28 protein-coding genes are annotated in these 22,738 nt (G+C 43.0%); 12 read left to right on the forward strand and 16 right to left on the reverse strand.

Features of this window, described 5'->3' with window-relative positions:
* Nucleotides 1-1,527: an ATP-binding protein gene (locus NAQ_RS00720; protein WP_100181785.1), complete on the reverse strand. Its 1,527-nt coding sequence runs from the start codon at nucleotides 1,525-1,527 to the stop codon at nucleotides 1-3.
* 237 nt (nucleotides 1,528-1,764) lie between these two features.
* Here NAQ_RS00720 and NAQ_RS00725 point away from each other — a divergent pair, with 237 nt between their 5' ends.
* Nucleotides 1,765-2,562 carry a hypothetical protein gene (locus tag NAQ_RS00725; RefSeq protein WP_100181786.1) on the forward strand — a complete coding sequence of 266 codons (798 nt, stop codon included), beginning with the start codon at nucleotides 1,765-1,767 and terminating at the stop codon, nucleotides 2,560-2,562.
* Here NAQ_RS00725 and NAQ_RS00730 read toward each other — a convergent pair.
* A complete protein-coding gene (locus tag NAQ_RS00730) occupies nucleotides 2,559-3,596 on the reverse strand; it encodes a V0D/AC39 family V-type ATPase subunit (RefSeq protein WP_100181787.1) in 1,038 nt (345 codons plus the stop codon). The genes NAQ_RS00725 and NAQ_RS00730 overlap by 4 nt on opposite strands.
* A 257-nt stretch (nucleotides 3,597-3,853) precedes the next feature.
* Here NAQ_RS00730 and NAQ_RS00735 point away from each other — a divergent pair, with 257 nt between their 5' ends.
* On the forward strand, nucleotides 3,854-4,378 hold the full coding sequence (locus NAQ_RS00735) for an Lrp/AsnC ligand binding domain-containing protein (RefSeq protein ID WP_100181788.1): 525 nt from the start codon (nucleotides 3,854-3,856) through the stop codon (nucleotides 4,376-4,378).
* Here NAQ_RS00735 and NAQ_RS00740 read toward each other — a convergent pair.
* Nucleotides 4,370-5,209: a DNA double-strand break repair nuclease NurA gene (locus tag NAQ_RS00740; protein ID WP_100181789.1), complete on the reverse strand. Its 840-nt coding sequence runs from the start codon at nucleotides 5,207-5,209 to the stop codon at nucleotides 4,370-4,372. The two genes, NAQ_RS00735 and NAQ_RS00740, sit on opposite strands and share 9 nt — an antisense overlap.
* A gap of 246 nt (nucleotides 5,210-5,455) precedes the next feature.
* Between NAQ_RS00740 and NAQ_RS00745 the strand changes: the two genes are divergently transcribed.
* Both NAQ_RS00745 and nadA read left to right on the forward strand, forming a co-directional pair.
* Nucleotides 5,456-6,274, forward strand: coding sequence for an aspartate dehydrogenase (locus tag NAQ_RS00745; RefSeq protein WP_100183369.1), 819 nt, complete (start codon nucleotides 5,456-5,458; stop codon nucleotides 6,272-6,274).
* Nucleotides 6,275-6,368: 94 nt separating this feature from the next.
* The gene (gene nadA, locus NAQ_RS00750) at nucleotides 6,369-7,304 is read left to right on the forward strand and encodes a quinolinate synthase NadA (RefSeq protein ID WP_100181790.1); all 936 of its coding nucleotides are present in this window, start codon (nucleotides 6,369-6,371) and stop codon (nucleotides 7,302-7,304) included.
* Here nadA and nadC read toward each other — a convergent pair.
* From nadC to NAQ_RS00770, 4 genes are all read right to left on the reverse strand, one after another.
* Complete coding sequence (gene nadC / locus NAQ_RS00755; protein WP_100181791.1) at nucleotides 7,301-8,116, reverse strand: carboxylating nicotinate-nucleotide diphosphorylase; 816 nt, start codon at nucleotides 8,114-8,116, stop codon at nucleotides 7,301-7,303. The two genes, nadA and nadC, sit on opposite strands and share 4 nt — an antisense overlap.
* Nucleotides 8,117-8,153: 37 nt before the next feature.
* Nucleotides 8,154-9,164, reverse strand: coding sequence for a sensor histidine kinase (locus NAQ_RS00760; RefSeq protein WP_100181792.1), 1,011 nt, complete (start codon nucleotides 9,162-9,164; stop codon nucleotides 8,154-8,156).
* 66 nt (nucleotides 9,165-9,230) lie between these two features.
* A complete protein-coding gene (gene spt4, locus NAQ_RS00765; RefSeq protein WP_100181793.1) occupies nucleotides 9,231-9,419 on the reverse strand; it encodes a transcription elongation factor subunit Spt4 in 189 nt (62 codons plus the stop codon).
* Nucleotides 9,420-10,025 (reverse strand): DNA-directed RNA polymerase, encoded by a 606-nt coding sequence (locus NAQ_RS00770; protein ID WP_100183370.1) that lies wholly within the window; start codon nucleotides 10,023-10,025, stop codon nucleotides 9,420-9,422. It abuts the gene before it with no gap.
* A 233-nt stretch (nucleotides 10,026-10,258) separates the two neighbouring features.
* On the opposite strand from NAQ_RS00770, the gene NAQ_RS00775 reads away from it, so the two are divergent.
* From NAQ_RS00775 to NAQ_RS00795, 5 genes are all read left to right on the forward strand, one after another.
* Nucleotides 10,259-11,338, forward strand: coding sequence for an Mrp/NBP35 family ATP-binding protein (locus NAQ_RS00775; protein ID WP_100181794.1), 1,080 nt, complete (start codon nucleotides 10,259-10,261; stop codon nucleotides 11,336-11,338).
* A gap of 5 nt (nucleotides 11,339-11,343) precedes the next feature.
* Nucleotides 11,344-11,829 carry a GTP-dependent dephospho-CoA kinase family protein gene (locus NAQ_RS00780; RefSeq protein WP_100181795.1) on the forward strand — a complete coding sequence of 162 codons (486 nt, stop codon included), beginning with the start codon at nucleotides 11,344-11,346 and terminating at the stop codon, nucleotides 11,827-11,829.
* Nucleotides 11,830-11,930: 101 nt separating this feature from the next.
* Nucleotides 11,931-12,470, forward strand: coding sequence for an inorganic diphosphatase (locus NAQ_RS00785; protein WP_100181796.1), 540 nt, complete (start codon nucleotides 11,931-11,933; stop codon nucleotides 12,468-12,470).
* 69 nt (nucleotides 12,471-12,539) lie between these two features.
* On the forward strand, nucleotides 12,540-12,905 hold the full coding sequence (locus tag NAQ_RS00790) for a SprT family zinc-dependent metalloprotease (protein ID WP_100181797.1): 366 nt from the start codon (nucleotides 12,540-12,542) through the stop codon (nucleotides 12,903-12,905).
* 43 nt (nucleotides 12,906-12,948) lie between these two features.
* Nucleotides 12,949-14,988: a sodium-translocating pyrophosphatase gene (locus NAQ_RS00795; protein ID WP_420887487.1), complete on the forward strand. Its 2,040-nt coding sequence runs from the start codon at nucleotides 12,949-12,951 to the stop codon at nucleotides 14,986-14,988.
* 2 nt (nucleotides 14,989-14,990) lie between these two features.
* Here NAQ_RS00795 and NAQ_RS00800 read toward each other — a convergent pair whose 3' ends face one another.
* Nucleotides 14,991-15,317 carry a winged helix-turn-helix transcriptional regulator gene (locus NAQ_RS00800; protein ID WP_100181798.1) on the reverse strand — a complete coding sequence of 109 codons (327 nt, stop codon included), beginning with the start codon at nucleotides 15,315-15,317 and terminating at the stop codon, nucleotides 14,991-14,993.
* Nucleotides 15,318-15,410: 93 nt separating this feature from the next.
* Nucleotides 15,411-15,689, reverse strand: a complete 279-nt coding sequence (locus tag NAQ_RS00805; RefSeq protein ID WP_100181799.1) for a restriction endonuclease subunit S — start codon at nucleotides 15,687-15,689, stop codon at nucleotides 15,411-15,413.
* 203 nt (nucleotides 15,690-15,892) lie between these two features.
* Here NAQ_RS00805 and NAQ_RS09945 point away from each other — a divergent pair, with 203 nt between their 5' ends.
* On the forward strand, nucleotides 15,893-16,069 hold the full coding sequence (locus NAQ_RS09945) for a hypothetical protein (protein ID WP_162858547.1): 177 nt from the start codon (nucleotides 15,893-15,895) through the stop codon (nucleotides 16,067-16,069).
* 1 nt (nucleotide 16,070) lies between these two features.
* Here the strand turns inward: NAQ_RS09945 and NAQ_RS00810 are convergent, their stop codons facing one another.
* Both NAQ_RS00810 and NAQ_RS00815 read right to left on the reverse strand, forming a co-directional pair.
* Nucleotides 16,071-16,253 carry a hypothetical protein gene (locus tag NAQ_RS00810; protein WP_100181800.1) on the reverse strand — a complete coding sequence of 61 codons (183 nt, stop codon included), beginning with the start codon at nucleotides 16,251-16,253 and terminating at the stop codon, nucleotides 16,071-16,073.
* A gap of 54 nt (nucleotides 16,254-16,307) precedes the next feature.
* Entirely contained in the window at nucleotides 16,308-16,565 is a 258-nt protein-coding gene (locus NAQ_RS00815) for a DUF2024 family protein (protein ID WP_100183372.1), read from the reverse strand.
* 63 nt (nucleotides 16,566-16,628) lie between these two features.
* On the opposite strand from NAQ_RS00815, the gene NAQ_RS00820 reads away from it, so the two are divergent.
* Nucleotides 16,629-17,000 carry a cyclophilin-like fold protein gene (locus tag NAQ_RS00820; protein WP_320410639.1) on the forward strand — a complete coding sequence of 124 codons (372 nt, stop codon included), beginning with the start codon at nucleotides 16,629-16,631 and terminating at the stop codon, nucleotides 16,998-17,000.
* Here the strand turns inward: NAQ_RS00820 and NAQ_RS00825 are convergent.
* Together NAQ_RS00825 and NAQ_RS00830 are read right to left on the reverse strand one after the other, a co-directional pair.
* A complete protein-coding gene (locus NAQ_RS00825) occupies nucleotides 16,991-17,401 on the reverse strand; it encodes a M67 family metallopeptidase (protein ID WP_100181802.1) in 411 nt (136 codons plus the stop codon). The genes NAQ_RS00820 and NAQ_RS00825 overlap by 10 nt on opposite strands.
* Nucleotide 17,402: 1 nt before the next feature.
* Nucleotides 17,403-18,998 (reverse strand): plastocyanin/azurin family copper-binding protein, encoded by a 1,596-nt coding sequence (locus NAQ_RS00830; RefSeq protein ID WP_119571096.1) that lies wholly within the window; start codon nucleotides 18,996-18,998, stop codon nucleotides 17,403-17,405.
* Nucleotides 18,999-19,090: 92 nt separating this feature from the next.
* Between NAQ_RS00830 and cyoE the strand changes: the two genes are divergently transcribed.
* The gene (gene cyoE, locus NAQ_RS00835) at nucleotides 19,091-19,978 is read left to right on the forward strand and encodes a heme o synthase (protein WP_100181803.1); all 888 of its coding nucleotides are present in this window, start codon (nucleotides 19,091-19,093) and stop codon (nucleotides 19,976-19,978) included.
* On the opposite strand, the gene NAQ_RS00840 is transcribed toward cyoE, so the two are convergent.
* From NAQ_RS00840 to NAQ_RS00850, 3 genes are read right to left on the reverse strand one after another with little or no spacing between them, the layout of a single operon-like run.
* Nucleotides 19,975-20,277, reverse strand: coding sequence for a hypothetical protein (locus NAQ_RS00840; RefSeq protein ID WP_100181804.1), 303 nt, complete (start codon nucleotides 20,275-20,277; stop codon nucleotides 19,975-19,977). The genes cyoE and NAQ_RS00840 overlap by 4 nt on opposite strands.
* A 3-nt stretch (nucleotides 20,278-20,280) precedes the next feature.
* Nucleotides 20,281-22,452 carry a CDC48 family AAA ATPase gene (locus tag NAQ_RS00845; RefSeq protein WP_100181805.1) on the reverse strand — a complete coding sequence of 724 codons (2,172 nt, stop codon included), beginning with the start codon at nucleotides 22,450-22,452 and terminating at the stop codon, nucleotides 20,281-20,283.
* 4 nt (nucleotides 22,453-22,456) lie between these two features.
* Complete coding sequence (locus tag NAQ_RS00850; RefSeq protein ID WP_100181806.1) at nucleotides 22,457-22,738, reverse strand: elongation factor 1-beta; 282 nt, start codon at nucleotides 22,736-22,738, stop codon at nucleotides 22,457-22,459.

Below are 22,738 nucleotides of genomic sequence, written 5' to 3' on the forward strand. Positions count from 1 at the left end.
CTAGTCAAGCAGCAGATCTTTTTGTATTAATTTTTGCGTGGACTCGGTTGCGATCTTCTCGAATTTTTTTGTAGACTTCCATTCCGATATGGCGTTTTTATCAGAACCTACTGGCTTGTCCTTTACCTCCTCTATGTGAACTATGGCGGGCAGGTTCACCCACTGGCCCACAAACACAGCATCGCCTACATTCAGCGATGTTAGCTGGTTAATCAAATCATGAGAAATGGATTCGGCTGCCGCCGTTATCTGGCGCTGGTCGTCTTCTTGGACTATTTTCATTACTGCAAGTGAGCCCATCTGTGATAGCACATTTGGATCAATGTTTCTGGGTCGTTGTGACACTATGCACAGTCCTAGGCCGAACTTGCGTCCCTCTCGGGCAATCTTGGCAGCCCAGTATTTCGTATGGGTCTCCTCCCCCTTTGGAATAAACACATGTGCTTCCTCAATTATCACAAAGACTGGCGACTCGAATCTGTACCTGTGCGATGACTTGGCCTTTGCGCTTTTTGCCAACAATGCAGATTTTCTGTCCGTGAGCAATTCCTGGAAATAGTACGCTAGTGCGACGTTTGCCTGTTTTTCTGATAGCTCCGAGATGTTTAGCACGTTTATCTTGCCTTCTTTTATGAGGCCCAGTGGATCCATGATGTCTGGGTCCAAAACATCGGCAAATCTGTGCCTGGCATCGTCTATTTTGTCTCGTACCCTGTCTGCAGAATGCCTGTCGTCCTTTCGCTCTGGATTTGCACCAATCATTTCCACATTATGGTCTAGTGCATCCCAAAAATTCTGAGATTCCTTGACATCTGGAGTAAATGCTAACCTCAAAATTCTCTGCTGAATGTCTGCATTTTCTCTAATTTCTAAAACGTCAGAAAGCGTGTTTGCATCCAATAGTCTTGGATTTATTTTTGCCTCAATTACATTGATTTCTGGGATGTGCAGGTCTGCATAGTCATTGTGATAGTCAAAAATTATCAAAGTCCCGTTTACTGTGGAAATTTGCTTTGCTAGCAATGACACGAGATTACTTTTTCCCATTCCAGTCATTGCCAAAATTCCTAAATGGCGAGACACAATTTTGTTCAAGTTTATTTTAGCTTCAATTTGTGAATTTCTAAGCAGCGTGCCGACTCTGACCCACTCATCTTTCTGTGGGGCAAAAATATTTCCAAGATCATCCTTGGTTGCAGACAAGATTCCAGTTCCGGGAATTGGAGGAATTGCAGGCAACACTACGACGCTTTTTTGCAACTGTGCCAAGTATCCCAAGATTCCAATCTTTGCAGTAAAACTCTTGTCACGTGAATTGATATCTGCGATTTCCTTGCTTTCTATTGCCTCATCAAAATTATGAATATCCGTTAGTGCCGCGCTAGTTACAAATGATCTTTCAACTAGGCCAAGCAGCTTGCCATCTTGTGAATCAATTATTACATATTCCCCAACTGACAATGGACGCGATGTCTGCGCAGTGACTGCAGTTGGCTTTGACTCACCAATTACTACTCCTAGCGTCATGGCGCAACCCCATCAAAAAATCTCATGCAAAAAAACTAGCCCGGCCTGATAAATAAATTCCAAGATTGATTCTGAGCTGACCTTTGTTTGACATATTGTGTGCGCAATTACGCATGATGTAAAAATTACACATTTATGTGTAATTTGGTCTGAATTTCGATAATCGATCATACAATTCTTACAATTCTTTTCTTTTTGAACAGATAATCTTAAAAATATTGAATACGTACCCTACTAGTGCTACACTATCCAGACACTATAGTTGCAACAACTGTCGAAGAAAAGGTAGCAAAAAAACTGCACAAGCACCTAGACTCACTCGGTCTAGATTGCAAGCTTATCCCAGATGGAACGATGGATTTTGAGTATGATTATCCACGATCATCCCTTGACGGCCCAAATCCTGGAGTAGCAAGCAGAGGAGTACTCAAGGTAACCGGAGATTTCGATTACATTGACATACTCAAGAGAAAAACTGTGTCAAAAAGTGAGTTTGCCCCAGGAGGATTCTATGGAATGGGAATTGCAGAAGGAACCATGTGGAAGCTACAATTTTTCATATCCTTTCCATCCGAGTATGATCTTGGACCGCTGAACTTTGGAACTCTGACCAAAGTACTCAAAGGAAGATTCCACTCCAAGGTAGAGGACTTTATTTGGAGTGGATATGGCAAGCTCACAACACTTCCTCCCGGATTGATAGCAGACGACGTAATTGCCGTGTTAAATGCAGACAAAAAACTGCGTGAGCTGATGATGCATGCATTACTCAAAGAACACACCATAACGGTGTCTGTGTACAAACCAAAGGCCAAGGTCAACTATGAAATCTCGCAAATAGTAAAGGACGACTCGTACTGGTACAAGTACAAGCCAAAAAAGGAATCACACGCAAAGATTATGATTACTTCCGAGTGGAAGGTGCAAAAAGACCTATTCCTAGACCAACAGACACTAGAGGCATATCAAAGATTGAGTGCAAACATCAAGTCCACCGTAGAAAAGCTCAAGTATCACATAGCAAGACGAAGCTAGGCATCCTTTACAATTAATCTGTCCATTACTGTCTGACTTGGAATGTTTTGCTCTACACCAAATGCGATTGATGAAAGGTTTCTTATCTCGTAGTCTAAGAGTCGCACTATTGCAACTACTGTGGAAAAGCCGAAAATACGCACAAACTGGGCATTCATGGTGTCGTAGATTTTGCGCTCAAATGAGCGCTCAAACTTTGCAATCACATCGTCCTCGTCTTGCGGAACTAGATCCTTGTAGTGAGTCCCAAGAAGCTCATTTAGCGCATTTTTGATGGAATCTGCAGAAATCATCCGCGTGAGTATTTCCTTTGCCTCACTTGATGCGTTTGAGACAATTATGTGCTGTAGTTGGTTTTCATCCAGATTCCAGAACTTGCCCCGCAAAATGCTCATCATGTTGTAAAAGTCAATCTCCATTCCACAAACCGAATGCAGTGTAAACTCACCTGAGCTCTTGACGGTCCTACTGAGATTTTCATAAAACGACTTGTCAAAATACAAGTCCAGCACCTGTATCTGCTTTTTCTCATTATACAACAAATATGCCTTTTCTACCTCCTCACCAATCCCGATTGCCTTTAGAACACTAACTGCTTCTTCGATGTCTTTTGCAACCAGCGCCTTGAGTACAATGTCGCGCTCTTTTATCAGTTCTTCTGGATGCAGACTCAGAGATGTCTCTATTTCGCTTTGCGGCCTGCCAAGAATTTTTCCTTTTAAAATAATTTTCAGATTTCGCAAAATAAATTTCAGGTAATATGCAAACATTACATTAGATCCACCAGATGCCTGCATCATCATGTGGTGCAGCTCCGCCTGCCTGTCTCGCAGTGCAAGCTCTATTTTTTGCGCAGAAAATGGCTTTGTTACCTTTGATATGGAGTCATTGTATGTGGTGTTTTTTAGCCGGGTTACCAGCTCGTCTAGGTCCCTAGACTCTGATAGTGTTTGTAGATCTTTTTTTGTTAAAAGCTTGCCCTTTAGGCTGTATGATTTTACGCCAGCATAGACTTGGAGTGACTGTGTAACCATTGCCCGAACAGCGATTTGCTCATTAATGTTTTTTATTAAAATATGAAAAAAACATTAAAGATTATAATTATTTGATCTATTTTGCTCTAAATTTGATCAATTATGGGATTTTATTGTAAATTTTACCTTATGCGTAAATCATCATGTGCTAAATAACAAATTTGTAATTGTATTTTGTTGAGTTTTGCAATTGACGTAAAAAACTGAAAAGGTAACTTACAAAATACTTTTTGTCTAGTTTTGCGTAATAGTGTGGGTTGGCAAAAGCATACGTCCTAATAACGTGCGAGAGCGGCTCTGAAGACTATGTCCTGTCTTCCCTGAGATCAATTGACTCTGTCAAGATGGCAACAGGAGTGTTTGGCACATATGATATTCTAAGCAAGCTGGAGGCAAGCTCCGAAGATTTACTAAAAGACATTATAACAAAAAAGATTCGCAAGCTTCCAAGAATTAGGGCAACATACACTCTGATGGCGGACGGCAAAAACACTATTGCCAAAAAGATTGACGGCAAGGATGTTTTGGATACCTACATGTCTTATGCATACATTTTGCTTGACTGCGAAAAGGGAAAAGAAGTCGACACCATGCAAAACCTGAGCAAAATTGCCGAGGTGATCGACGGTGACGTCCTCTTCACATCGCAGATTATTTGCAATGTAGTGGCGCCGACATACAATGAAATCTCAGATATTGTGACAAAAAAGATTCGAAAGCTAGCTGGAATTAAAGGAACGACTACGCTAAATGTGATTAATCACAAACCAAGATCATTCTAAAACTTCGCGCGAGCCTATCTCGTTTGATATTCCATACAAGCTGACAAGCTTTGCCAAATCAGCACTGCTAATTTTGCAGTTGTTATGTGCGAGCTTTAGCGCGTAGGGGTATCCGCTGACACTTGTCTTGTAGAGTTTGTCTAGGATCGATTTTATCTCATCTTCAGAGTGGTTGCCGCCAAACAACTCGATTTTGATTAGCGGTGTAGAATCTGATAGTCTTGCATAAATTGAAGAGATTTGCTTGTCACGCCCGAATTCCGAGTCAACAAAAATCTTGCTAAATCCAGGCGTTTTGGTTGCATGATTATAATAGAAAATGTCCCCTGCCAGTGATCCCAGATCCTTGAACTGGACGTTTGTGTTTGATGTTTTTGCAATAAAGATGACATTGTCTTTACGTGTCATGACTCGAACAATCTCTGGAGTCAGGCCTGCCTGTCTTGTCATGAACTGCGAGTATAGGGAGCCATCCATCATCACTATATCTGATACTTCGACTGCCTTTTTGCAAATGTCTACTTCCATCTCGCTTGCCATTCTTGAAATGTCAAGGCCAACCCTGCCCAAGCCCTGCCTGTGCAGATCGTCTATTACTGTACCGTCCGATTGTATGGCAACTGCAGTCACAACCCACAGTTCCATTCCCTGAAATTTTGTACTGTTAAAGCTAGAATCAATTCCACATAACGCGGCATCTTGCTTTTTTGGCGTGTATTCTATCCAGTTTTGACTTGCGCGCTCTACTATTTGATCAAATTTGGGCCCCTTTAGAACGGAGAGAATCTTTTCGCGGTTTTTAATTGCCTCTTTGTAAACCGTGTTAAGCATAGGTTACCTTCATTGCAGAAAATAAAACCCTTGGGATGAATGAACCGTTAACACGCAACTAGCTCCAAGCTGATTTACTTTTTACGCCATCGTCGGGCAGCCTTTTGATCTGCATATCTTTGGTGCTTGCCAGTTTTTCTTTTTACCATGGCTGTGTTTCTATATCATGGCTAGTTAATTCTTCCTACTTTGAATTGTTTGGCAATATGCCATAATTCATTTACTAGATGCATGATCGGCTTTGTGTTGAAGAAAATAGGGCTTTTGGGGTGTGGTGCTATTGGCACGCAAATAGCACTCGCAATAGACACTGGCAAAATCCCTGCAGAACTGACTCATATTTATGATTTTGATAATGCCAAAGCAGAGGCACTTGCTGCCAAGCTTGCAAAAAGACCCATCATCGTGGCAAATCCGCATTTGTTGTCATCAAATAATGTGGATATTGTAGTGGAAGCAGCATCGCAAGATGCAGTAAAAAATCACGCACTCAGCATCTTGCAAAACAGGAAGGACTTGATGATGATGAGCGTAGGCGCACTGCTTGACGAGTCTGTACTTGATATTTTATTTGATGCGTGCAGGGAATTTAAGAAAAAAATCTATCTACCATCTGGTGCAATTGCCGGCCTTGACGCAATAAAGTCAGTCAAAGATGAGCTAGAATCCCTCACACTAGTTACAACAAAAAACCCAAAGGCACTGGCCGGAGCAAAATTCTTTGAGGCAAAAAAAATGGACATACATTCTATAACGCAAAAGACTGCAATCTTTGAAGGCCCAGCAAAAGAGGCAGTAACATTGTTTCCAGCAAACATCAACGTTGCGGCTTTGCTTAGCCTGGCAGGCCTAGGAAGCACAAAGACCTCAGTCAAAATAATAGCAGATCCTGAGACTGACAAGAACATACACCAAATAGAGGCGCGTGGCAAATTTGGCAAAATTACAATCCAGGTCGAAAATGTCCCAGATCCGACAAACCCCAAGACCAGCAGGCTTGCAATTTTGTCTGCCATTGAATGCCTGCGTACAGCATGCACTGATGATATCAAAATAGGAACATAATTCTGGCAAAAATTACCGTAATCTGGGCCAAATCTGTAAAATCGCACTATTATCCCAGTCTTTAAATCAATAATTCCAATATTGGTATGATCGGATGCTACAAGACAAAATAGCGCAACTCAAAAAAGAAAAAGACGTAGTCATACTTGCTCACAATTATCAGCTACCCGAAGTCCAAGATGTGGCAGACTTTGTAGGTGATTCACTGGGATTGTCAAGACAGGCGGCAAAGACTCCGCACAAGACAATTCTGTTCTGCGGAGTTCATTTTATGGCGGAAACTGCCGCAATCATCTGTCCTGACAAAAAGGTGCTCATTCCAGATTTGGCTGCGGGCTGCTCTCTGGCAGATTCTATAACCGTAGACCAGCTGAGGGACTGGAAAAAGCAACACCCGGATGCAATTGCAGTGGGCTATGTCAATACGTCTGCCGAAGTAAAATCTGAGCTGGACTATTGTTGCACATCCTCAAACGCAGTAAATGTAGTCAAGGCAATTCCTGAAAACCGGGACGTCTTGTTTTTGCCAGACATGTTCTTGGGCTCATACGTTGCAAAGATGACTGGAAGAAAAAACATGTACATCTGGGCAGGCGAATGCCACGTTCATGCAGGAATACGCTCAGACGACATACACAAGCTTCTAGACTCACACGCAAACTCTGAATTATTGGTTCATCCAGAATGCAGTTGCACATCACAAATAATGTATGATGTTGCAGTAGGTGACTACAGGGGCCGCCAAGTCCAGATAATGTCGACTGAGGGCATGATGAACTATGCAAAACAGTCTGCCGGACAGAACTTTGTAGTTGCAACAGAAACCGGAATCTTGTATAGAATGCAGCAACAAAACCCGGGCAAGAATTTCATTCCAGCATCAAGGGGTGCCGTATGCCAGTACATGAAAATGATCACACTGGACAAGGTATATTCCGCACTGCTTGAGGAAAAATACGAAGTACGCGTGCCAAAACAAACTGCAGACAAGGCACGGTTAGCTATTGAGCGGATGCTTGCTATCAGCTAGACTTCTAGACTAAAATCTACTGCTTTTACGGAATTTGTAATGCTGCCAACTGAAATCATATCGACGCCAGTTTTTGCAAATTCCCTGATGTTTTGTATGTTGATTCCGCCTGACGCCTCAAGACGAATGTTCTTTCGTAGGTGCATTCTTTCTAGCTGCTTTATCGTCTTTTTTATTAAATCTGGGGAGAAATTGTCTAGCATTATTATTGGAACGCCAAGTGTTGCAGCAAGTATTGCATCGGAAAATGTGTCTACCTCGACTTCAAAGACCTTGGCTCTTTTCTTTGCTCGCCTGATTAGCTCCACAATAGAGCCTTCTGCGGCAATATGGTTGTCTTTGATCATTATCATGTCTGATAGGGTTACTCGGTGCTTTCTTCCACCTCCGATTTCTACTGCTTCTTTGTCAAAAAAACGCAAGCCAGGCGCAGTCTTTCTTGTGGAATAGATGTCTGTTTTTTTGCTGATCTTTTTTACTTGCCTTACAAGCTGGTTTGTGGCAGTTGCAATCCCACTCATTCTGGATAATAGATTCAGTGCGGTTCGCTCGCAGCTAAGAATTGATCTTGCGGGACCAGTAATTTGGAGCACAACTTGATTTGCCTTGATTGTCTGACCGTCATCTCGCATTATATGTACTCTGCATTTTTTCATTGCAAAGATTTCTTTGGTGTGCTTTGCGCCAGCGATTATTCCACCCTGTCGCGCAATTATTGTGGCAGTGATTTTTTTGTTTGATAAAATTGCACTGGTAACATCGCCTCTGTTGATGTCTTCTGCCAAAAATCTGGCAAGCTCTCTGGTGTTCAATTACATCGTGTGGTTTTGTGCCTAAATAGAACTTTTTCTATGTTGATTCGGTTTGAATTGCTTCTTCGTGCTTGCTCAGGCTCTCCCACTCGGATTTTTTTGGAATCTTGATGGTAAATGTGGTTCCCTTGCCCACAACACTGGATGCTGTGATCGTTCCTCCGTGCTGCTCTATGATGTTTTTGCAGCTAGACAAGCCAAGGCCAGTGCCGACCTGTTTTGTAGTGAATAACGGCTCGAAGATCTTTGGCAGAATCTCATCCGATATGCCGCATCCTGTATCGGATACTTTGACTAGTACGTTGTTGCTGTCTTGCGGATCATCAAAAATTCCTACACTGACTATTCCTTTCTTACCTTCTGATGCTTGTATGGCATTCATTATCAAATTTACAAAAACAATTTCCAATTTCTCAGGATCGCAAAATATCTCCCTGTCGTTTTCCGGCAGGTGAATCTCTATGTTCTCTGGTGCAACTATTCGCTCTACTACGTCCTGCAATATCACGCATAATGAATAATCCTTCTTTTTGAGTGGAGATATTCTGACATAATCCATGACATCCTCTAGCTGATGCGACATTCGGTATATTGCCCTATCAAGCCTAGTCCACTGCTCCCTTGCTTTATCATCCAGATTCGACTCTAACCTCATTCTCAAAATCTGTGATGTGTTTTGTATAACGCTTAATGGGTTTCTCAAATCATGTGCCACTCTTGCAGAAAGATTTCCTATTGCAGAAAGTCGCTCTGACTTTAATAGTTCCTGCGTCTTGTTCATAATTTCGATTTGCAGCTTGTCTCGTTGATTGGCGAGCTCGCGCTTTGCATTTTCGAGCTCTATCATCTTGATTTGCAGCTTGTCTCTCTGGCTTGACAATTCATCTTGTGTTTCTTCTAGTCTTGCCATGTTATCTTGGAGCTTTGTGTTCAGCTCCTCTGCCTTTTCTTTGGATGCTCGAAGCTCTCGAACTTTGTTTACTAGAACCTTGGTTAGCTCCTCACTGGAGAATTCTTTTATGAAAAAGTAGGGACTATTATCCGACAATGCTATTTGGTATTTTTCCTGTTTTCACTAAGAGCTTGTGTGTGTTTTAATCAAACAAAATATTTCTTAGGCGATTTTTAATGCGTACTTGCCTTTCTGGGTAATTCCCAGGGTTTTGGCAATGTGCGAGTTTTCTGGGTCGCCAATTAGGACTACTCCTGTCCAGTCTGGTGTAAGATCAGACGATTTGCAAACTGGGCAAACTTTTCCAACAAAAACACACTTGCATTTTCTGCAAGCCATCTCTTTGACCATTTACTTTTTCACTTCGACTGGCTTCTTTTCTTTCTTTTCTGTTTCTCCGCCCTCTTTGCCGGATTTCTTTATCTCCTCTGCAATCCAATCCTCTGCTCCCAAGAACGGCTGTCTACACGTAATTCCAATTTTACCCATCGTTGCCGCTTTGCCTAATGATACTGCGGTGATTCTTGCGCGAAGTGTAGAGCCGACCTTTAGTGTGCGGTTGCTTTGCTTTGCAATAATCATGCCTGACTTTACATCTGATTGTAAATAATCATCCATCACTTGTGATAGGTGTAAGAGTGCATCTGTTGGGCCAATTCTGACAAATGCACCAAAGTCTGTAATGTCTACAATTTCTCCTAGGACAATTTCCTGTAGTTTTGGAGTAAATGTCAATGCCTCAAATTCGACTCGATGATATGTTCCGCCGTCGCCTGCAATCATTTTTCCCATTTCGTCTACTTTGGCATCTAAAATCATGATGATGTAGCCGAGCTCTGCGTTTATCATGGACTCGTATTTTTCCTTGAGAATAGCTACTGCTGCCTTTTTTAGTGATGCGCCAAACATGCTTGGCGGGATCCTAACAACATCCTCTAGGGTCGATATAGAAAACAACTGTGCGAAACTCCATGCGTAGAATTTATGAATCTTTGGGTAACTTTGCAATAATTTTTGTGAATCTTGGTGTGCCTGTGCCAAATATTGCATGAATTTTGTATTGATTGGTTTTTGATTTGGCAAAAAATAATTTCTAATTAGGAATACCTAAGCTGTAATTATCTGCAAAATAATTTCGCTGTTTTGAAAATCGACCTATCTTTAAATAATGTAATTCAAATTTTTTGTGCATGGTTGGCATTGACCAAGTTCTCACAAAACTTGCTACTGTAATTGATCCTGACCTCAAAAAAGACATTGTATCAATGGGAATGATAAAGGACTTGGAGCTAAACGAAGGAAATCTCAAATTTACACTAGAACTAACAACGCCGGCATGCCCGTTCAATGACCAAATAGAGCAGGATGTTCGCCGCGCAGTAGGAGAACTGGACGGAATCAAAAACTCCGACATCAAGGTAACTGCCAAAGTCATGGAAGGACGCACATTAGATGCAGACGAAGCAATGGCTTCTGTCAAAAACATTATCGGTGTCGCGAGCGGCAAGGGTGGTGTCGGAAAATCTACAGTATCGTTGAACTTGGCGTTGGCACTTGCACAGTCTGGCGCCAAAGTCGGATTGCTTGATGCAGATATCTACGGTCCTAGCATTCCTCTGATGCTTGGAATGCAAAAGGCGTTCATGGAAGTGGACAACAACAAGCTCCAGCCGGCAGAGATGAACGGAATCAAGGTTGTATCATTTGGATTCTTTGCAGAGCAAGAACACCAGGCCGCAATTTATCGTGGCCCGATTATATCTGGAATACTAAAGCAATTTCTCGTTGACACAAACTGGTCAAATCTTGATTATTTGATTGTGGATTTGCCTCCTGGCACTGGCGACATACCTCTGACACTTGCGCAAACAATTCCTATTACTGGCATACTGGTGGTTACCACACCACAAGACGTTGCATCAAATGTTGCAACCAAAGCAATTGGCATGTTCAACAAGTTAAACGTTCCAATTATCGGTGTAATTGAAAACATGAGTTATTTTATTTGTCCCAAATGCAGCGACAAACATTACATTTTTGGTGAAGGTGGAGCAAGACGAATCAGCGAAAAATTCAATGTTCCATTCATTGGAGAAATTCCGCTCAACTCTGGTATCATGGAAGGCTCGGATAAGGGCAAGCCAGTGATTCTATCGCATCCTATGTCGCCTTCCGCTGAAGCAATTCGTGCATCTGCAAAAAACGTCGCAGCCCAGTGTAGCATTTTGGCAGCCAAGCTAAAAGAAGAAATGCAAGGCGCAACCGCATAATATTATTGAGATTACCTGACTCTCTTCGTGACGAACTAAAGGCACCACTTGGAATTTTGCTCAAGGACACCACTAAAGAAAACATTGCAAATCACATCCCAAAAAATTCCTACATCATAACTGTGGGCGATGCCACAACTGAAAAAATGCTGATACTTGGATTTGTACCATCATTACAGATAGTGGATGGATACGAAAAAAGGGGAAAGAGAACTCCTCCGCAAAGCAACGCCACAAAACTATACTGTGACAATCCGGCAGCTCAGATAACGCAGCAAAGTATTGATCTTATCAGGCAAGCATTTTCCTCAAGGCCCCCAATCCAAATTCTGGTAAATGGCGAGGAAGACCTACTTGTAATTCCAGTTTGCATCTATGCACCGCAAAACTCGGTTGTATTGTACGGCCAGCCAAATGAAGGCCTAGTAATAGTGCAAATAACACAAGAAATTAGAAATAAAACAAAAAATCTACTGGATCGTATGATCTAGGGGTATGATGAGACGGTGGCTGTATGATCAATGATTACACACTACAAACTCTGACCCTTTAATCTCAAAGTATAGATTATTCCTGTTCTGGTGATGATACAATGACAAAGAATTTCTGGCACGACATTGAGACCGGAATCGACATCCCAGAGATAATCAATGTGGTAGTGGAAATCCCAAAGGGCTCGCAAAACAAGTACGAATACGACAAAAAACACAACATGATAAAGCTGGACCGAGTCTTGTTCTCCCCGTTTCACTATCCGGGTGATTATGGTATAATCCCACAGACACTATCTGATGACGGCGACCCGCTAGACGCATTGGTGCTTGTGACAAACCCCACATTTCCTGGCATACTGATCGAGTGCAGGCCGATTGGGCTGCTCAAGCTAAAGGACCAAGGCCAATCCGATGACAAGATAATCTGCGTATCCACTACAGATCCTAGATACCTGAACACAAAGGATGTCACCGATATAGAAGAGCATCATCTAAAAGAAATGGCTCACTTTTTCCAAGTGTACAAGGACTTGGAAGGAAAAAAAGTCGAGGTCCTAGGCTGGGATTCTGCAGACACTGCCAAGACAGTAATAATTGAGGCGGTAAAAAACTACAAAAAAATCCTATCCAAGTATTAAGATCTTGAACCAATTTTTGCACAAGAATTGACACTGTATGATTTAGTTTGATTCTAAAACTCATACTGGATGCATCTAGACGACGATCTACGGCTTGGTATTTTGGAAAAGACTGGGATTTTTTCTAACAGACTATCAATTCAGGAACCCAAAGTGCTAATGACGTCTAAAGAAGTCCTAGAAATGCCAAAGGAAATGACAAGGGGGAGGCGAACTACTGCATACAAGTATTATGGCGTATCCTACATGCAGCACAATCTCATTTTCATCAACGTCAAAAAGATCCCAGACGAAAAGGCACTAGATGACACCATAGCGCACGAGCTCGTACACCAGAGATTTCCATATTTGGCACATGGAAAAAGATTCAACAAGCTTGTCCGCCAAGTTCTCAAGGGCAAAACCTTTCCGCCATACAAAAAGAGAAAGTCCTAGTTTTATGGTTTATATGCCGTATTTTTAGGCAGGCAGTTATATCATGGAACTGTCGCTAGAATTTTTAATTCCTATTATTGCGTCAATTGCCTCTTTTGCAGTAGCTGCCGGATTTGCTGTCTGGGTAACTAGACAAAACCCTGGCACAAAACAAATGACTGACATATCTGATGCAGTCAAAGTCGGTGCAGCTGCCTTTCTGAGACGAGAGCTCAAAATTATCTTGCCAATAGCAATTGGTCTTTCTATTGTAATTGGCTATTTCATTGGATATTCAAACGGAATTGCATTTGCAGTAGGTGCGGCACTTTCTGCAGTTGCCGGAATCATTTCACTTAAAATCACAGTCAAGGCAGCAGTCAGGGCGGCAAACGCCACAGGAAGTGGACTGGGTAAAACATTTGCCTTGGCGTTCAGGGGTGGTGCAACAGTAGGTCTTGCAGTTCCTGCAATGGCATTATTGGCACTGGCAATTCTCTTTATGGTATTTCCAGACCCAATCACAATTGCCGGTGTTGGTATTGGTGCTAGTCTTATTGCGTTGTTTATCAGAATCGGAGGAGGAATCTTTACCAAGGCAGCCGACATGGGTGCCGACCTGGTAGGAAAAGTAGAGGCAAACATCCCAGAAGACGACCCAAGAAACCCGGCAACAATTGCAGACAACGTAGGCGATAACGTAGGCGATGCTGCCGGAATGGGCTCTGACGTTTACGAATCATACATTGTAACAATTTTGGCATCAATACTAATTGGCGCACTAATCGGCCTGCCAAAAATTATGACATATCCAATCATGGTTGGGGCTGCAGGAATGATTGCATCCATAATAGGCACTGCAACAATTGGCTCAAAAACAAAAACAGACGTGATGAAGCCGCTAAACGTCTCATTTTATGTATCGGCCGCAATTGCAATAGGCCTAAACTTTGTCTTTACTACGATGTTCCTAGGGAATGACAAGCTCGCATACGCACTCTTTGGATGCACAGTGGTGGGCGTAATTCTGGTTCCAGTAATACAGAGAATCACTGACCATTACACCAATTACAAGTACAAGCCAGTCAGAGACATTACCGATGCTGCCAAGTGGGGCTATGCATCGTTAACACTGATGGGCATAATCAAAGGAATGCAGTCGACAGGACCATTCATGATTGCTCTCGTAGTAGCTATAGTAATTTCATTCTCAGTTTCAGCAGCTGCCGCACCAGATCCATCGCAAGCAATGCTGTATGGAATCTTTGGCACGTCGCTTACTGCAATGGCAATGCTAAGTCTTGCAGGCATTGTGTTGTCAATTGATGCATTTGGCCCAATTGCAGACAATGCTGGCGGCATTGTGGAGATGACTGGCATGGGTGAAGAAAACCGCAAGGTAACAGATCAAATCGATGCAGTGGGAAACACAACAAAGGCAGTGACCAAAGGATTTGCAATTGCCAGCGCAGGCCTTGCAGCACTTGCAATGATCCAAGCATTCCAATATGAAGCAGAAAAGGTTTTCGAGCATGCATTTGATTATGGTCTATCAAATCCAGGAGTCGTAATCGGCTTGCTGGTAGGGGGACTGATTCCATTTATCATAACCGGTCAGCTGATTGGCGGAGTGTCTCGCGCAGCATCCAAAATGGTCGACGAGGTTAGGCGCCAGTTCAAGGCAGACCCAGAAATTCTCACAGGCAAATCCAAGCCCGACTATGCAAAATGTGTGGACATTGCCACTGTTGCCTCACTGCGAGAACTGTGGAAGTCAGCATCAATTGCAATTGCGGCACCGATTGTTCTTGGAATTATCCTGGGTCCACCGGCAGTCGCAGGACTGTTGATGGGCGCAGTAGTGACTGGAATCTTTTTGGCGTATCACCTAGCAAACACTGGCGGAGCATGGGACAATGCCAAAAAGCTTGTCGAAATGCAGGGAAGAAAAGGAAGTGAAGAGCACAAAGTTGCAGTGGTTGGCGATATCATCGGTGACCCATACAAAGACACGGCAGGACCTGCACTGAACACAGTGATAAAATTGCTAAACACAGTCGCAATCGTCTTTGTTGGCGCATTTGTGGCAATCTTGGTTCTCTAGAATTATTTTCTGTTTTTCATTGCCCACTTTACCAAGGCAGAACTTGCAACGATTAGATCTATTCCGCTTTTTGTAATGCTGTATTCTACAGTATATGGTGGAATCTTGCCGTGCTTTGCGCGCTTTACTAGACCTTCCCCTTGGAGTGATCTTAGTACCTCAGACAGTGTGGACGGAGAGATTCCTTTTTGCGACTCTAGTATCTGGGAGTAGCGCATTTTTTTGTGGTTTCTTAGCTCCCATAAAACCTGAAAATTCCATTTCTTTGCGCAAAACCTAGAGATTCTGGCAAGAAACGGACTGACATAGTTGACACTGGACTGATTCACAAGTTTTTTACCTGCTACAGTGCTTTAAACAAACTGGTGGAATTCCAAAACTGGAAGACCAGTTAAAATAATTCTTACTGTATGCAGATTATTTCAATTTTCTAACGACTTTAGGAATTCTGCGATTTCTTTTTGTGCTGCCATCTCATCAAGCTCTATTTTGAACTCGTCGATGATCTTTTGATAGTCGTTTGGATATACTTCTTTTATGACTGCGCCAAGATACTCTGGATGCTCAAAGCAATCAAAAATCCTGCAGTCATAGTAATTTTCAAGCTTGGCAAGTACTTGGTGGTATTGCGGCCCGCCTCTTCTCATCAACACTATTTCAATTGATAACACTAGTGCAGCCCTTGAATCGTTATTGCTCACAGCTCGATAAACCCTGAGTTGTATTAGATTTATTGTTTGTCTATTGTGAAAATTAGTCATAATACTATATGAGTATCATATTAATTTGGAAGGTATTTGCAAGATTTATCAAACAAACGTTGGGGGTATGATGTTCATACCACTTCGATTCCTCGAAGTTGACATCTTAAATAACTTTTCATAAAACATACATTGAACAGGTCTTGGTAAAGAAAAGAATCACATTCACACTAGATGAGGATCTTGACAAAAAGATCCGCACACTTCAGGTTGACCTAATATCTAGGACAAACCATGGTTGGAGCTATTCTTCTGTCTTGTCCGTAATAATCGAAGAAGGACTAAAGGTACTGTCTGCAAAAAAGATAGTAAAAAAGTAAATTATTCTACCACTCGGGTCATGTCAAGCTCGTCAATTTGAGCCTCGATTGCCTTGCTTAGCGTATTTTTGTGCTCAGGGCAGAACCAAAAATAACCATCAACCGTCTCAAAACAGCCGCAAATCCACTGGGTTTTCTTGTCGCCTTCGACTGTCAATTTGTGGTATTTTGCTTCTTCAGACATGGTATTGGGCCGCGAATTTGGAATTAAAATGTAATTAAAAATTAAAAAAAGGGCTTATGGACAGCCTTCCATCTTTTGGATGAAGAATCCATTTGCTTTGATTGCGTCTTCTACTGGCTTTGGTGCACCTTGTGAGTGGCAAAACTGACATTCTTCTGTTGTCACTTTGGCCTCTTCTTCACCGATGGTTTTGAGCCATTGTTTTGCGTATTGGATTGCCTTGCCATGGTCTTTTTCTGATGTGATGACATCAAAATGCATGGTGTGACCGTCCTTTGCTTCTACGTATGTGTCGTAGACGTGTATTTCCATCATGTTTTGTTTATGGAAAAAAGGGATATTTAATTCAAAGATGATAAAGTATCATTGAAGCATATGGTAATAGTTGAGATTCCAGACTCTGAGAATATTATACTAGAACTGGATGATGCCATGGCTCCAAAAACTGTAGCCGCATTTCTGAAAAGCCTCCCACTTACCATAAAGGCAAATGTCTGGGGCAAAGAGATCTATACGGATCCTGCGCCGTTTTCTATTGGGCCAGAAAATGCCCAAGATGTAGTGGAATTGTATGATGTGGCTTTTTGGCCTCCGGGAAATGCAATTTGTCTTTTCTATGGTAACACACCGCTTAGTGATTCTGTGATCAAGCCATACTCCACAGTCAACGTGATTGGCAAAATACTCCATCCAAATACGTCTGTGATCAAAAAGACATCTGGCAAAAAGCTAGTCTTTTATGCTTGAATTTTTATCAAAACTGGGCTTATTTCCGATTCTAGCACAAACGCATTTAGCTGGTCATGCGCATTTGAGAATATTACCCACACGACTGGGTTTATCATCATGAATTTTTTGTCAGTAGAGGACGGACTTGCTTCCGAGTGTGGGTGTGAGTGAAAGATTCCTATGACATCCAGTCCTTTTCTTTCCGCTTCCTGATACCCATGTAGCAATTCCTCATTTGATATGGTAAAGTTCACAGGCGAGTTTTCCGTATTTTTCGTCAAAAATATCTCCTTTACTGTGGATGTGTTGGATTCTTCTTTGCCAAAAAGCAGCGCACACGATTCAACAGGTGCATATTTTTTTGCGTGATCTATTAGAATTTGTTTTTGGGATTGGCTTAGGATTATTGTTTTTTGCAAGCTAACCTACGATTACTTTGCCCTTCATCCATGGGTGGACTATGCAATAATAGTCAAATGTGCCTGCCTCTTCAAATGTATGGGAATATTCTGCGCCTGACATAACTATGCTAGAATCAAACTTGGCCTCAACCTCTGTTGCAGTGTGTGCTGCAGTGTCGGAGTTTTTCCAAGTTACTGTTCCTCCAACTGTAACATATGCTGTGTTTGGAATAAAGCATTTGTCACCACATTCAGTGTTTGATGCAGTGCCTGCTGCCATGTCTACTAGTACAAGCTCAGCTGGTACGATTGCCGTTTCTGCAGGTGTTTCCTCGACAGGTGCCTCTTCTACTGGCGCCTCTGGTTCAACTGGGGCTTCTACTGGTGCTTCAGTCGTGGGTTCTGCGGGAATTTCGAGTGGAGTATCAACTGGGGCCTCGACAGGTGCCTCTTCTACTGGAATCTCTTCTGGTGGCACAGAGTTTGGATCAGTTGCGGTTGAGCCTTCTGCTAGTCGCTCCCCTGACGAGTCTACTAGGTCAAATGACGCTGTCATCCAAGGATGAACTATGCAGAGATAGTCGTATTTGCCAATCTCAAGTGTTGATGTGTCTATCTTGAATGTCTCACCTGCATTAATTATTGATGAATCAAATTTTGGGGCATCTCCAGCATGTGTGACTGTGTGCATTGTAGAGTCGTTGTTTGTCCAAACTATTGCGTCTCCCTTGGTTACTTGGACTGTATCTGGATCATAGTCCGGGTTTCCTTGTATGGCCGAGTCCTTGAGAATTGAGATTTCTACTGTTGGTACTGCCGGTGCCTCTCCTCCGTACACAAACGATGCTGTCATCCACGGGTGTACAATACACATGTACTCGTATGTTCCTGGCTGCAGCTTGGATGTTTCAAGTAGGTATTTTGCTCCGCCATTCATAATTCCAGAGTCAAACGTAGCACCAGCATCTGCTGAGCTAGTGACTGTGTGTGTCACATCATCGTCGTTTGTCCACTCGATATTGTTTCCAGCAGGCACTGTGGCCATGTCTGGATCATAGTCTGGCGCTCCCTGGACTGCAGAGCCCTTGAGTATTGAAATTGAAGTTATTGGTGCGGTGGGTGCGGCCGCTTTTTCCTCTTCTACTTCCTCCGGTGGCGGGACCAAATACTGCGACGGTCCGTACAATCCAAATCCAACATAGGCTGAAATTGCAGCTCCTGTGGCAATTACGAATATGATTCCTATTGGCTTTGCATATTGCGGCATCTTCATTGACACATATGCCATCACTATTGCCGGAACTGTGACAATTAGCATGACACCGATGAATGTTGGGATGCTTGTTATGGAGTTGAAAATTAGTGCGGCAGCACCAAACGAAAGCGAAATTGCCAAAACAACCAAAGTCGTTGCCTTGGCTCTGTTACTAGTTGAAACACCGCCGTCCAAAATTCCGGCAGCCAAAAATATCAATCCTATAAACATGGTAAGGCCAGTCAGGGCGTGCATTCCATCAATGAATGTGTGTGCTATTCCTGCATAAGAAATGGTAACTCCGGCTAGGCCTATGGCAGTCAGACCCATTCCTGGCATCATGAGGTCCCAATTACTCATTTGAGCTTGATGCCTAAAGTGAGGTACTTATTCCTTTTGTAGTGGAACTCGTCGAAGAAATTAAATGCCTAGCTGGGCGTTTTTGAGTGAGTTTGGCAGCAAAAGAACTACTCGAAGTATCAAAGCCAAGAATTGTGGTCTTACTGGTTATCACGGCGGTAACGTCAATGTATGCCGCATCAAAGCTAATCGGCCCAGATCTTGATCCGATGGGATTACTCCACATCATAATTGCAGGCGGTCTGGCATCTGCAGGATCTAGCGCCCTGAATCATTATTACGATCGTGACATCGATCCACTAATGAAGCGAACCATCTCCAGGCCAATCCCATCTGGAAAAATAAAGGCGCCAACTGTTTTGGCATATGGCCTAGCAGTGAGTGTGGCATCTGTTGTTTATGCATATTTTACACTAAACTGGGTCTCGACATTTTTCATAGGTCTTGGCATATTTTTTTATGTAATAATCTACACTGCTTGGCTTAAGAGAAAAAACTCGTCTAATATCGTAATTGGCGGCTTTGCAGGAAGTGCAGCCTCCATGGCTGGCTGGACTGCAGCAACCGGATTTGTCCCGCCTATGGGAATTGACCTGCTGGGATTCTTGGTTGGCTTTTTGGTCTTTGTGTGGACTCCGTCTCACTTTTGGTGCCTTGCCATGAAAATACGAGATGATTACGCAGAGGCGCGGGTGCCAATGTTACCGGTGCTAATTGGGATGCAAAAAACATCCAAGTATATTCTGGCAAACACTGCAATACTACTTCCATATTCACTGGCACTGTATGCGTTTGGCCTAGGCCTAGTCTATGTGGCAATTGCCGCAGCAAGTGGCGGTCTGATGCTGGTATATCACTACAAGCTCACAAAAAACCCAACATCGGACTTTGCATGGAAGGCGTACAAAGTCACTGCACCATATCTGACAATAATATTTGTAGCAGTGGCTCTAGATGCGGCGTTTCACTTTAGGATCTAGGAATCGTCAACGCCTGGAAAAGAAGCCTCATAGTCCTTTTCCATAATTTCCTTGTTTTGCTCGTCGTATTCGTCCTCTTCGGATTCTTGTGCTGCAACTTCGACTCGCCTTGTGTCCTTTGTGAGCCATGACACGCGGATTAGGCCCATTATCTCCAAGTCTAGTAAAATTTTGTTAAACTTGTCTTCAGCCAGTGGATGGCCTGCCTTGGTTAGTGCTTTTACTAGGTCTGTATCAGTAATTGATGTGACGTCCTTGATCTTTTCAAATACGATGTTTTTTATTGGAAAGTCTGCCATGGTTTATCCGTAAAATGCTCTGTCTATTGACTTTGGTACAACATTAGAAATAGTTTCCCTTATTGCCAAATACCACTGGTCAACTTCCTTTGTGATTGATGGTCGAATCTTCTTAAGGGCTGCAGCAAAGTCTGCACTGTCTATTTTGGCGGAATTGTTTTGCATTGCGTGAACTCCGGCCTCTCTGCACAAAGCCGACAAATCAGCACCAGTATAGTTTTGGGTAGAAACTGAGATCTCTTCTAGGTTTACGTTCTCAGATAGTGGCATCTTTTCTGTTAGAATTTTGATTATCTCGAGCCTTCCCTTTTCGTCTGGCTGCTGCACATATAGTACTGGCTCTAGTCTTCCCGGTCTGAGCAGTGAGCTGTCTAGTAAATCAGGCCTGTTTGTGATTCCAATTACTATTACGCGTGATGGTCCGCTTTCCTCCATTTCTGTGAGGAGCTGACTCAGTATTGTCTGGCCTATTCCTGCCTCTTCGCCTGACTTTATTCTTGCAAGCGAGTCCATTTCGTCAAATATTATAATACATGGGGCAGACGTCTTTGCCTTTCTGAAAATCTCTCTTATTGCTTTTTCAGATTCGCCAACCCACTTTGATAGAATTTCTGGCCCTCTAACTAGGATCATGTTGCTTCCGCTCTCCGTTGCAACTGCGCGCGCAAGAAGTGTCTTGCCACATCCGGGTGGGCCGTACAGTAAAATTCCACGTGGAGGCTTGATTCCCATGCTGTAGAATTTTTGCGGCTCTTTTAGTGCAACTATGATGTTTTCCTGGAGAGACTTTTTGACTTCGTCTAGGCCTCCGACATTTTTCCAAAAGACCTTTGGTCGCTCCACATAGAACTCCCTCATTGCTGTGGGCACAACTTCGTGTATTGCGTCGTAAAAGTCGGCTAGTGTTATTTCCATTGACTGTAGTATTTCTGCAGATACTTTTTCCGTCTCTAGGTCGATTTCTGGCAAAAATCTCCTAATTGCCTTGAGTGCTGCCTCTCTACACAATGACTTGATGTCTGCTCCAGTGTATCCGTGCAGTTCAGCTGCAAGTCTTCTCAGCTCGACGTCTTCGGCAATCGGCATGCCTCTTGTATGGATTTGCAAAATCTCCAGTCTTCCATCCACGTTTGGAACAGAGACCTCTATTTCCCTGTCAAATCTTCCAGGCCTTCGCAGTGCCGGGTCCACGCTGTCTGGCCTGTTTGTTGCACCAAGAACAATGACGTTTCCCCTATCTGTGAGGCCGTCCATTAGTGCAAGAAGTTGCGCTACGACTCTTTTTTCGACATCTCCGTATGCTTCCTCTCTTTTTGGGGCAATAGCATCGATTTCATCAATGAATATTATGCTTGGAGAGTTGTCCTTTGCTTCCTTGAAAATGTCTCTAAGCTTTGCCTCTGTTTCTCCGTAATACTTGTTCATTATCTCTGGACCATTAATTGAAAACATGTTTGCCTCTGACTCTGATGCCAAGACTTTGGCAATGAGTGTCTTACCACATCCTGGCGGGCCGTACAAGAGTATGCCGCTGTGGGGCTCTATTCCAAGCCTGTCAAATATTTCTGGGTGCCGTAGTGGCAGCTCTGCAATCTCTCGCATTATTTTGATTTCATTTTTGAGTCCGCCGACCTCATCGTATGTGACTCGAACCTTTTTGTCAATTGCCTTATCTGCAGATATCACAAAGTCGGTGCTCTTGTCTATTGTTACAATTCCCCTTGGGGAAATCTTGCTTATCTTGAAGTCCATCGGGTTACCCAAAATCATAACAGAGATCTCGTCTCCCTGGCAGAACGGCAGTCCCTTGAGCCTGTTCTTTACAAAATCGGTAAATTCCTTGTCCACTGTTACAACATCGGACACCGGTGTTAGAACAATTGACTTTGCTATTTTTGCTGATGCCTTTTTGATTTTTACTATATCGTTTAGTGCGCTGCCAATGTTCTTTCTTGTCTGGCCGTCGACGCGAACAACATCTGGGAACTTGTCGTCTTCATCTGTTGGCCATGCAACTGCACAGCTTGCCTTTTTGCCGGTAATCTCTATGATGTCTCCTGGATTTACTTTGAGAAAGTCCATCGCATCTGGACCAATTCGGGCTCTTTTCTTGCCGACATCTCTCTGCTTTGCCTCTCCTACTCGCATTTGCAGAGGTTCGTCTTTTTTGGCCACTGAATCACTTCACATCTACTGATTTGCGGCTCATGTTGAGGACCTCAAATTCGCTTACTCCTGCGACTGATCTGATGGTGTTCTCTAGCATGTCCATCTGTCCTTCCTTGTCATCTAAATCAAACTCTGCTTTTAGAAAGAATAGGCCAAAAGCAAGAGGCTCTTTAGTGTATTTTCCCATAGTAATGCCGCCCTCGAGTTTTGCCGAGATGTTTTTTGCCAGATCGTCCAGATTGACTTCAGTGCCTTCTGGGAGGATCTTGGTTATCAAAAGTAGTCGTGCCAT

The organism is Candidatus Nitrosotenuis aquarius (assembly GCF_002787055.1).
GTDB classification, from domain to species: domain Archaea; phylum Thermoproteota; class Nitrososphaeria; order Nitrososphaerales; family Nitrosopumilaceae; genus Nitrosotenuis; species Nitrosotenuis aquarius.

Bases quoted from the DNA above. Each gene is read 5' to 3' on its own strand.
- NAQ_RS00820 (WP_320410639.1), top strand. From the start codon at position 16,629: ATGGTAATAGTTGAGATTCCAGACTCTGAGAATATTATACTAGAACTG.
- NAQ_RS00840 (WP_100181804.1), bottom strand. From the start codon at position 20,277: ATGGCAGACTTTCCAATAAAAAACATCGTATTTGAAAAGATCAAGGAC.
- spt4 (WP_100181793.1), bottom strand. From the start codon at position 9,419: ATGGTCAAAGAGATGGCTTGCAGAAAATGCAAGTGTGTTTTTGTTGGA.
- NAQ_RS00810 (WP_100181800.1), bottom strand. From the start codon at position 16,253: ATGTCTGAAGAAGCAAAATACCACAAATTGACAGTCGAAGGCGACAAG.
- NAQ_RS00815 (WP_100183372.1), bottom strand. From the start codon at position 16,565: ATGGAAATACACGTCTACGACACATACGTAGAAGCAAAGGACGGTCAC.
- NAQ_RS00790 (WP_100181797.1), top strand. From the start codon at position 12,540: ATGCATCTAGACGACGATCTACGGCTTGGTATTTTGGAAAAGACTGGG.
- NAQ_RS00795 (WP_420887487.1), top strand. From the start codon at position 12,949: ATGGAACTGTCGCTAGAATTTTTAATTCCTATTATTGCGTCAATTGCC.
- NAQ_RS00850 (WP_100181806.1), bottom strand. From the start codon at position 22,738: ATGGCACGACTACTTTTGATAACCAAGATCCTCCCAGAAGGCACTGAA.
- NAQ_RS00730 (WP_100181787.1), bottom strand. From the start codon at position 3,596: ATGGTTACACAGTCACTCCAAGTCTATGCTGGCGTAAAATCATACAGC.
- NAQ_RS00740 (WP_100181789.1), bottom strand. From the start codon at position 5,209: ATGCTTAACACGGTTTACAAAGAGGCAATTAAAAACCGCGAAAAGATT.
- NAQ_RS00720 (WP_100181785.1), bottom strand. From the start codon at position 1,527: ATGACGCTAGGAGTAGTAATTGGTGAGTCAAAGCCAACTGCAGTCACT.
- NAQ_RS00830 (WP_119571096.1), bottom strand. From the start codon at position 18,998: ATGAGTAATTGGGACCTCATGATGCCAGGAATGGGTCTGACTGCCATA.
- nadA (WP_100181790.1), top strand. From the start codon at position 6,369: ATGCTACAAGACAAAATAGCGCAACTCAAAAAAGAAAAAGACGTAGTC.
- NAQ_RS00775 (WP_100181794.1), top strand. From the start codon at position 10,259: ATGGTTGGCATTGACCAAGTTCTCACAAAACTTGCTACTGTAATTGAT.
- NAQ_RS00785 (WP_100181796.1), top strand. From the start codon at position 11,931: ATGACAAAGAATTTCTGGCACGACATTGAGACCGGAATCGACATCCCA.